Annotated in this window: 7 protein-coding genes; all 7 read left to right on the forward strand. The window is 66.8% G+C overall.

What is annotated here, in order from left to right:
* The coding region (locus QWZ14_RS10850) for a TrbG/VirB9 family P-type conjugative transfer protein (protein ID WP_290316672.1) at positions 1–262 on the forward strand (262 nt) is incomplete at its 5' end.
* Entirely contained in the window at positions 259–1,401 is a 1,143-nt protein-coding gene (locus tag QWZ14_RS10855) for a TrbI/VirB10 family protein (protein ID WP_290316673.1), read from the forward strand. The genes QWZ14_RS10850 and QWZ14_RS10855, both read left to right, overlap by 4 nt.
* Positions 1,402–1,567: 166 nt before the next feature.
* Complete coding sequence (virB11, locus tag QWZ14_RS10860) at positions 1,568–2,608, forward strand: P-type DNA transfer ATPase VirB11 (RefSeq protein ID WP_290316674.1); 1,041 nt, start codon at positions 1,568–1,570, stop codon at positions 2,606–2,608.
* Between the two features lie 329 nt (positions 2,609–2,937).
* Positions 2,938–4,506, forward strand: coding sequence for a type IV secretory system conjugative DNA transfer family protein (locus tag QWZ14_RS10865; protein WP_456307235.1), 1,569 nt, complete (start codon positions 2,938–2,940; stop codon positions 4,504–4,506).
* Positions 4,507–5,628: 1,122 nt separating this feature from the next.
* A complete protein-coding gene (locus QWZ14_RS10870) occupies positions 5,629–6,393 on the forward strand; it encodes a hypothetical protein (protein ID WP_290316676.1) in 765 nt (254 codons plus the stop codon).
* Positions 6,390–7,049 carry a hypothetical protein gene (locus QWZ14_RS10875; protein ID WP_290316677.1) on the forward strand — a complete coding sequence of 220 codons (660 nt, stop codon included), beginning with the start codon at positions 6,390–6,392 and terminating at the stop codon, positions 7,047–7,049. The genes QWZ14_RS10870 and QWZ14_RS10875 overlap by 4 nt, the downstream gene beginning before the upstream one ends.
* 3 nt (positions 7,050–7,052) lie before the next feature.
* Positions 7,053–9,824 carry a UvrD-helicase domain-containing protein gene (locus QWZ14_RS10880; protein WP_290316678.1) on the forward strand — a complete coding sequence of 924 codons (2,772 nt, stop codon included), beginning with the start codon at positions 7,053–7,055 and terminating at the stop codon, positions 9,822–9,824.
* Positions 9,825–9,844: the final 20 nt, after the last annotated feature.

Genomic DNA, 9,844 nt, shown 5'->3' on the forward strand with positions numbered 1-9,844 from the left:
CGGGCAATCCACCTTCCTGCGCTTCCCCGGCAATCGCCGCGTGCCTGCGATCTTCTTCGTCCTCGCGGATGGGCGCGAGGCGGCGGTGAACTATTCGGCCAACACCTCGGGCCTCATCACCATCCATCAGACCGGCACTGCCCTGCGGCTGCGGGACGGCGGCTTGGTGCTCTGCATCCTCAACCGCGCGCACGATGCCACCGGTCGGAATCCTGGAACTGGCACCACCAGCCCCGACGTGGTGCGGGAGCTGCGCCGGTGAGCGGCGCCGTGGAAGGAGGCGCCGCCTCCAACGATCCCGTCTCCCCCGTCGCCGGCGGCCGCCGCCTGCTGACGGGCCGGGAGAAGGTGATGATCGGCGTGGGCATCTTCGCGGCCTGCGGCCTGGTTGCGATGTGGCCTTCGTCGCGCCCGACCCCGGAGCGCGAGCGCGAGCAGCCGGTCGCGGAGGCCGGCCGCTCCCAGCCCTACCGGCCGATGCCCGAGCCGGCCGCCACCCCGGCACTGCCCCTCACGGTCGCGGCCATGCCGATCCCGGCCACCCCCACCGGCTTGGGGATGCCGATGCCAAATGCCCGCAGCGCCGTGACTTTCGGCGGCGGCGGACGTCAGGCACCCAACCCCACCCCGATCATGAGCTACGAGGACCGCACCGCAGCCCAGGCCGCACAGCCCGTGGCGGATGGGCCGGATGGTCCCCGTGCAGCCCGGGCCGGAGCGCCTGCTACGGTCCCCGGCGGCGCTGCCGAGCCCGACGACGCGCTATCCTCACGCCTGCGGCCCTCCCGCATGGCTGCGGCCCGCGCGACCGTGCTGCGGAACCCTGAGCTGACGGTGCCCGTCGGGACACGCATCGCCTGCATCCCCGAAATGCCGGTAGATTCCACCGTCGCCGGCTTCTTCTCCTGCATCACGCCGGTGGACGTGCGGGGATCCACCGGGACGGTCGTGCTGATGGAGCGGGGAACCCGCATCGTGGGCGAGGTTCGCTCCGGCATGGCACGCGGCTCGCGCCGCCTGTTCGTGGTGATGACACAGGCCCTGACGCCGGGTGGCGTGCAGATGGAGTTGAACAGCCCCGGCGCCGACGTGATGGGCCAGGCCGGGCTGGACGGCGAGGTCGATAGCCATTTCTTCGAGCGGTTCCGCGGCGCCATGCTGCTAGCCTTCCTCGACACCGGATTGCAGGCCGCGGCCACCGTTGCCAGCAACTCGCTCAACAACGGCACGGGCGTCACCTTCAACCAGTTCCAATCGGGCGGGCAACGCGCCACCAGCCAGGCGCTGGAGTCCGACATCAACATCCCCGCGACCCTGAGGCGGAACCAGGGCGAGCCCATGACGGTGTTCGTGGCGCGTAATCTCGACTTCTCCGACGTGTATCGGCTGGTGAGCCGGTGAAGGGCACAGCGGCGCAGCTCTCCCTTACCCTGGCCGCGGTTGCGCCGGCCAGGAGCGGCGATACGGCAGGGCAGGCAAGACGCCTGACCGGCTCCTCCCCGGAGGACACGCCCACCATCCACGATCCGGCGCAGCTTTGGTTCGCCTTCGTACGGAGGATGGACTGATGATGCACGCCGCGGCGCAGCTGGATTTTGCCCTCGCCCCCATGGCCGGCGCCCTGGCCGATCCGCGCACCGAGGAGCTATGTGTCAATCGCCCGGGCGAATTCTGGCTACGCCAGGGCGGGCGCTTCGAGTGGCACACCGCCCCGGAGCTCGACTTCGACATGCTGGAAGGGGTGGCCATCCTGGCCGGGGCGCTGCGCAACCAGAACGTCGGCGCCGAACATCCTCTGTGCTCCACTGATCTGCCCAGCGGCCACCGTCTGCAGGTCGTACTACCCCCAGCCGTGCCGCCCGGCACCATCTCGCTGACCTTCCGCCGGCCGAGCGATTCCGTGTCCGCCCTGTCCGACCTGGCTGGGCGCTACGACACCTCCCGCTGGAACCGTTGGGACAAGCGGCGCGAGCAGCGCCAGGCCGACAGTGCCGGCCTCCTCGAGCTGTTCGATGCGGGCGACGCTGTGGCCTTTTTCGGCAACCTGGTTCGGGCGCGGCGTAACATCCTGTTCTGCGGCGCGACCGGCGGCGGCAAGACGACGCTGAGCAAAACCCTCACGTCGGAAATTCCACGGAATGAGCGCATCCTGACCATCGAGGACACGCTTGAGCTTGTGGTGCCGCACGGCAACTGCGTCCGCCTGCTATACTCCAAGGGCGGGCTGACCCTGGGTGGCGTGACCGCCGACGCCCTGCTGCAAGCCACCCTGCGGATGCGCCCCGACCGCGTGCTGCTGCAGGAGCTGCGCGACGACGCCGCCTGGGTCTATCTGAACGAGGTGATGACCGGGCATCCCGGCAGCCTCACCACGATTCACGGCGCCGACGCGCCGCAGGCCATGCGCCGGCTGTTCAACTTGGTGAAGGGCACCCCACAGGGCGCCACCTACGGCGACGATACCTTGGCCGCGATGATCGGCAGCGCCGTGGACGCCATCGTGCCTTTGCACAACGACGCCGGCACCTACTCCATCCGCGAGGTCTGGTTCGCTGACGATGCCGCCCGCCGCGGCGAGGTTGCCGCCGACCTGCTGCGTGCCGCCTAGCGCTGGCCCGTCCTGGGAATGCCCTGCGCCGGGCTGAAAGAGAGATAAACGATGGACGCTGTACGTCTTTCGTCTGGCCATCCACCATCAGGTCGCGCGAGGCCGGGGCGATGAACGACCGTCGCCGCCTCCCCTCTCCCGGCCGCCTGGTGGCCTGGGGCCTGCTCCTGGCCATCCTTGCCCTGCTCTGGACTGCCGCGGCCTCGGCAGTGTTCCTGTGGGGCACCGGCCTGGTCCGCTACTTTCCTTTTCAAGGCATCGCGTGGGTCGGCCAGTGGTGGAGCTACGCCCTGTATGCGCCCGCAAATTCCATCGTTGGCCGCTGGCTGATGTTCGGAGCTGGGGCGCCCACCGTGTTTCTGGGCCTGGTGATCTACCGCCNCGGCAGCACCGACAACCACGGGCACGCCGAGTGGATGAGCATGAAGGAGGCCCGCAACCGCTTCCCCGGTCCGCATCCCGACTTCGGCGGCGTGGTCGTGGGCGAGGCTTACCGGGTGGATCAAGACAAAACGGCTAAGCTTGCATTCGACCCCGAGAAGCGCGAGACGTGGGGCCAGGGTGGCAAGGCGGCGCTGCTGGTCGACCCCTGCAAGATCGGCCCGACCCATAGCTTGGTGTTCGCGGGCTCGGGCGGTTTCAAGACCGTATCGGCCGCCTCCACTCTGGTACACTGGACCGGCGCCGCCGTGGTGCTCGATCCCTCGCGCGAACTGGGACCGATGCTCGCAATGGCTCGCGCTAACATGGCGCACAAGGTCGTCTCCCTGGAACCGGGCACGCCGGGCGGAGTCAACATCCTCGACTGGATCGACGTGACCCAGCCGCTTGCGGAAACCAACGTCCACGCCGTCGTGGGATGGATCTTCGGCGAGGCCGATGGCGGCAGCACCGACGCCGATAAGTTCTTCCGCAACTGGGGCAAGCAGCTTGTCGCCTGCCTGCTCGCGCACATGCTGTGGGACGAGATCCTTCCCGCGGAAGCCAAGACGCTGCACACGCTCCGCGCCGGCATCGTCATCCCCGAGGACCAGATGCGCGACGTGCTGGAAGGCATCCACGCCGGCTCCCGTAGCCCTATGGCTCGCGACATAGCGGGGACCATCAAGAAGATCGTCCCTGAGACCTTCTCGGGCATCTACGGCAACGCCACAGGCGACACCGCCTGGCTTTCCGTCGCGGCCTACGCCAATCTCGTGTCGGGCGGCGCCGAGGGCACGGAACCCTCTTGCCACACCGCCGAGCTGACCAAGGGCAATCTGACGGTGTTCCTGCAGATTCCGCTCAAGGTGCTGCGCGACACTCCTGCGGTCGGCCGCGTGCTCGTCGGCGCGCTGCTGAACGCGCTCTACGAGGCGGACGGCGCCGTGCAGGGCCGGGTGCTTTTTATGCTCGATGAGGTCCGCCGATTGGGGCCGATGAAGATCCTGGAGATCGCCCGCGACGCCGGCCGGAAATACGGGATCACCCTGCAACTGCTTTACCAAGCCGAGGATCAGCTTGTGGAGCAATGGGGCCGGCAGGGTCGGAACGCCTGGTTCGATAGCGTGAGCTGGCGGATGTATGCCGCCGTCCAAAACAGCGACACCGCGAAGTCCGTGTCCGACGCGGCCGGTGGCCATTCGGTCCTGGCCGAGAGCGAGGGCACCAGCGATGGTAGTCAGGGCAAGCCCCTGGAAGCTGGATCGCGCTCCAAGGGCACCAGCACGAACCGGCACGAGATGGCCCGCGCGTTGATCCGGCCCGATGAGCTGATGCAGGACGTGCGCGGTGATGAGGCGTTCGTCTTTGCCCGCGGCTCCAAGCCGCTACGTTGCGGGCGGGCCATATACTTCCGTCGACCCGAGCTGCGGGTAGCGATCGAGGCCAGCCGCTTTCATAAGCAGGCAGCGGAATAAGAGGACGGCATGTCAGACAACAAGGATTCCAACCAATCTTACGATCCAGTGCCGCGTCGGGCGGAGGTGTCCGGCGCGGCCGAAGCCAGCACGCAACAACCGGTACAGGGGCGTAGCTCGGCGGCGACGCAATACTGGCAGGGTGTGGCCGCAGCCGGACGGGCCGCGAGGCCGACCTCCGTGGCGTCGGCCCAGACCGTCACGCCAAACCGGCAGCACAGCATGCGGCCCTGAATCGGTGCCGCGCGTCGGCTCTACCCCCACCATTGAGGATTTCGACGTACTAAAACTCCGGCTCGCTGCCCTGCCGCTGACGCCGGCCCTGGAGTTGGCACAACCCCTGCTCCCACTGAACCCGAAGCAATCCTTCAGAACGTAGACAAGCATCCCTCATACTCTCTGGCAGACCTAACCCATTCAGAATGCGCAACGGTGAGAGGCACCGGTTTCAATTGATCCCGCGTTGGGAGATCTGCAGCGGTCGAACGATAGAGCTGCGGTGGGTCTTCCGCCACCGCACAGTAGTACCCTTTAACCTGCGCTTTAAGGTCTGCCCTCGATCCTTTGCGGGCTCTCCTGACAACAGTTCGAATGGCTATGTTTGGCCGAAAGCTGCCGGTCCGCTTTGGAGAGACTTAAGCAAACTGGGGACATTCGGGGACGAGTTAATTCTGAAAGGAAAGTCAGCGCGACGCAAAACGAGGGTTTTCGCGGTCCACCGCCAAGCCGGCCTTCAGAGACAGCCTCTCAGCCCTGACGAGGTCGCCGGTGGGGCCGCACGGCTTACGCCAAATCGGACGGGTCGCGCTCGTCACAGGAAGGTAGGGGCATGCTCGCTGGATACGCCGCGAGCAGCGCGTCTAGCGCGGCGGGCCAGTCCGACCCGCAGGGATTGCGAGGCGCCGGCACCTGCTTTGCCTACCCGTCGGCTTGGGCTTCGTCTATAAAGGCGAAGCGAGTTCTGTCACCGGCGATTCAGCCGTGCGCCAGAGAATCGCGCGACAGCGAAGTTGTTCTTTCCGGGTACCCCTACTGCAGCGCGATCAAGCTGAGGACGGGCGGGCTGTAGGACGCCCGATCGACCGCTGTTGCGCGAAGCGAGGGGGTAGAATGGCTCGACCGTTGACCAAGCACAAGGACGGCGTCGGCTACACCCGTCCCACCGTCGTCGAAGCGAACATCGACGACGCAGTAGCGGCTGACCCCGTCACGCTGCGCCGCCGCCTCTTGATCACCGACAGGAGCTTCTGCGGATTTCTCCGCTCCGAATGCCTGGTTCATCTCATCCGCCACGCGCATCGGAACGGCGACGACAAGACGCGGGACGTGGTTCTGCCGGTGTTGCTCGGTCGCTGCGAGGCCATTCTTGACACAAAGATCTCGGACCTACTGCCGAATGCCGCGCAGCTCCGCGACGAAGTCCTGTCGGACCTCTGCGAGCTTCTGCTGACCGACGGCGCCGGCGACCAGCCTGATGAGCTCGATTTCTACGAGTGCAAGTTCAATCTCGCTTTCCGGACGCTGCGCCTCGACGTGATTGAGCGTCAGCTCCGGGTCGTGAACCGGAATGCCAACCTGCCGGACCACGGCGAGGTCGATGAGCCGGACGCCTACGAAGACGCTTTCGCCCGCGTGTCGGAAGCCTTCCAGACACCTGCGATACAACAGAGCACGCTTTTCCTGGACGACCTCTGGGAAGCGATCAACGCTCTACCCCCCGATCAGCGCAAGGCCGTCATTCTCGTCCACGTCCTCGGCTATGACGAAGAATCCGACATCCCGAGGAAGGTAACGGCGGCGACGCTCTGCAACTGCACCGGGCGGACCATCCGCAATCGCTTATCGCGGGCGGCTGAGAAGCTGGCCCGCTTCAAGGAGGACACATGACCCCGATCCTGACCACCGGCACTCCGCCGCTGCGCGAGGCGTTCTACGCGCTGTCTATGGCGCAGCGCATGCCCGACGCCGAATTGCTCGACGATGTGGTTCGGCGCTATCCCGCTTATGCGAACGAGCTGACGGAGTTTGCAACCGAGCTCGCACTGGACGCTCTGCGCGGCGACGCTGCGGCCGAGGCGGCTGAAGCCGCGCTCGATCCGGTGCAGGTGAGCCCGGCCGTCTCGCGCGCCATGAGCCGGTTTCACAATCGCCTGCACGCAATCCGGACCGGAGCCGCAACGCGTGAACCGGTGCGGCCGGCCGAAGCCCCATCGAACCCGTTCGTGACCTTTAGCCGGGATGAGTTCCGTGGCTTCGCACGACGCTTGGGCGCCAATTCCGTCTTCGTCGCTAAGCTGCGCGATCGCCAGATCGCCTCCGGCACGATGTCCGATGGCTTTCGTAGACGCGTCGCCGACGAGCTCAAGGCGCCATTGGAGGTCGTTGTCGCTCATTTCGCGATGAGCGGCGGCGCGTCCATGGCGACCCGACAATTCTTTAAGGCTGATGCTAAGCCAGATCCCGCAGGCCAGCAGACTTTCGAGGAGGCGGTCAGAAGCTCCGGCCTGACCGACGACCAGCAGCAACATCTATTGAGCCTTTAGGCGATGGACGGGTTCGAGCCGATCCGCCTGGCGGCGAAGCGCCTCCACGAGGCGCTTGTTGCGGACGGCGCCAACGCGCTCGATCCGTCCTCGTTGGTCGACGCCGCCATCCGGCATTACGACCTTGAGTTGGTCTGGCTGCCACCTGGCGATCCGGCGCTCAAGAATGCACGCGCCCTGTTCGACGAACAGAGCGGCACAGTCTGCTGCGAGGCCGCCGGTGACGTCGGGGCGCGCGCGCTCCTGGCGGCGCATGAGATCGGCCATGTCGCCGTGCATGCGGGCTCATCGACCTGCACCGCGAGGGATATCGACCCATCGCGTTCCACAGAAGCGGCGCCGGTCGGGCTGCAGCGCGTCGAGGACTATGGCGCGCGCGAGCGGCGCGAGCTCCAAGCGAACGTGTTCGCGCGAGAGTTCCTGCTTCCCCGCGCGCTAGCGGCCCAGCTTCATCGCGCGGATCGCCTGACCGCGGCAGCGACCGCGGTCCGAACCGGGTTGCCGCTCGCGCTCGTGCGCCAGCAGCTGTTCGACGCCTTGCTCCTACCTTCGGCAGCGCCTGAGACTAGATCGATCATCGCCTACAACCCACGACCCGATCCCTCGCAGGATCGGGCCGCCGCGCATCGGGGATCGCCGTTCCAGCTTCAGGCAGGGCCGGGCACCGGCAAGACACGCACGCTGATTAAGCGGGTCGTCTCGCTCCTCAAGGAGGGGATCGACCCTGCGGCTATCCTTATCCTGACCTTCTCGAACCGCGCGGCCGGCGAACTTGCTGAACGGCTCGCTCTGGCGGCGCCCGAGGCGGCGCCCCGCATCTGGATCGGTACGTTTCACGCCTTCGGCCTCGATCTGGTCCGGCGCCACCACGACCGTCTGGGGCTGTCGCCGAACCCGACGCTGTTCGACCGGAGCGATGCGATCGAGGTGTTGGAGGAGATCCTGCCAACCCTGCCGCTAATCCACTATCGCAACCTCTGGGACCCGGCGATGGTGTTGCGTGATGTCGTCGCCGCGATCTCGCGCGCCAAGGACGAAGTGACGGATCCGGTCCGCTACCGGGCACTGGCGGATGCGATGCTGGCCGCGGCAGGCGACGAGGACGAGCGCAGGCCGGCTGAGAAGTGCCTCGAGATCGCGCACATCTACGATCTCTATGAGCACGCCATTCGAGAGCGCGGGGCGGTCGATTTCGGCGACCTGATCATGCGGCCGGCCCTGCTTCTGAAGAATGACGCGGAGCTGCGCCTGGCGGTCCAGCTGCGGCATCGCCACGTTCTGGTCGATGAATATCAGGACGTGAACCGTGCGAGCGCCCTGCTGCTCAAGGCGGTCGCCGGCGACGGCAAGCGGCTCTGGGTGGTGGGGGACGCGCGGCAGTCGATCTACCGCTTTCGCGGCGCCTCGTCCGCCAACATGGTTCGCTTCAACAGCGACTACCCCGGCGCGGCTGCCGACCAGCTTGGCCTCAACTATCGCTCGACCAAGCAGATCGTCGACACATTCGTGGCGATCGCGCCTCGCATGGGCGCCTCGACGGGCATGCTGCCGCTGGCCCTGGAAGCGGATCGCGGGCTCGGGCCCGTAATGCCGGAAATCCGGCGATACGACACGCTCGATGACGAGATCGAAGGCATTGCCGCGAGCGTGCGCGAACTCGAAGCGGCAGGCGTCGTTCTGCGTGACCAGGCCGTGCTCTGTCGCTCGAACAGCCGGTTGAACGAGATTGCGGCGGGTCTCGAAGCCCGCGGCATCCCGGTTCTGCATCTTGGCAGCTTGTTCGAGCGCGACGAGGTTCGCGATCTGCTCGCGCTTCTGAGCCTGGCCGTCGATCCGTTCGGCGATGCGCTCGTACGTGTAGCGGCGGCGCCGCGTTATGGCGCGAACCTCCAGGACATCCATCTTGCAACGCGCCACCTGCGGGCCGCAGGCCGACCAGCGCTCGTCGGTCTGACGAGCTTGGCGTCCATCGCGGGATTGTCGCCGGCCGGAACCGCGGCCTTCTCGCGTCTGGCCGAGGATCTCGACGGATTGAAGTCCAGCGCTTCGGCTTGGGATTTCCTCTCGATCTACCTGCTCGACCGGACCGACCTCGCACGCGAGATGGGCGATGCGCTCTCCGTTACGCAGCGCATGCGCGCGGTCGCCGTCTGGCAATTCCTGAACTTTGTGCGCGAGCAGAGCCCGACCGGCTCCGGCCTCCCCATCCAGCGTACGCTGGACCGGGTTCGTCAGCTCGTCCTGCTGGCCGAGGAACGCGACCTCCGTCAGGTTCCCGCGGCCGCGCTGCATATCGACGCCGTCCGCCTGATGACCATTCACGGCAGCAAGGGTCTTGAGTTCGAGGCGGTCCACGTCCCCGGGCTGACCGCGCCCAGCTTTCCCGCGAACAACCGCGGTCAACGCTGCCCGCCGCCGACCGGCATGATCGACGGCGCGGACGCGATCTCGGTGACCGAGGAGGCGAAACGCGCGCACGCGAACGAGGAGGAGTGCCTGTTCTTCGTCGCCCTGTCGCGCGCCCGCACGCATCTGCGCCTCCACCTCGCGCGCAAGCAGCCGAACGGCAAGAATCGCTCGGAATCTTCGTTTTTCGGATGGCTTCCGGCCGGGCTGGCACAGGAGATCGCGAAACCCGGCACGTTGCCCTTGCCCGCAGGGAGTCCCCGTCCGGCACCGATCACGGTCAGCCGGGCGGCCGACTGGTCGCTGACCGACAGCCGTCTCATGTCATACGAGAAATGCCCGCGACGCTACTTACTCAGCAGTCGGTAATTTAGGCGACAATCCTTGAC

The sequence above is a fragment of the Paeniroseomonas aquatica genome (genome assembly GCF_030409335.1).
GTDB classification, from domain to species: domain Bacteria; phylum Pseudomonadota; class Alphaproteobacteria; order Acetobacterales; family Acetobacteraceae; genus Belnapia; species Belnapia aquatica.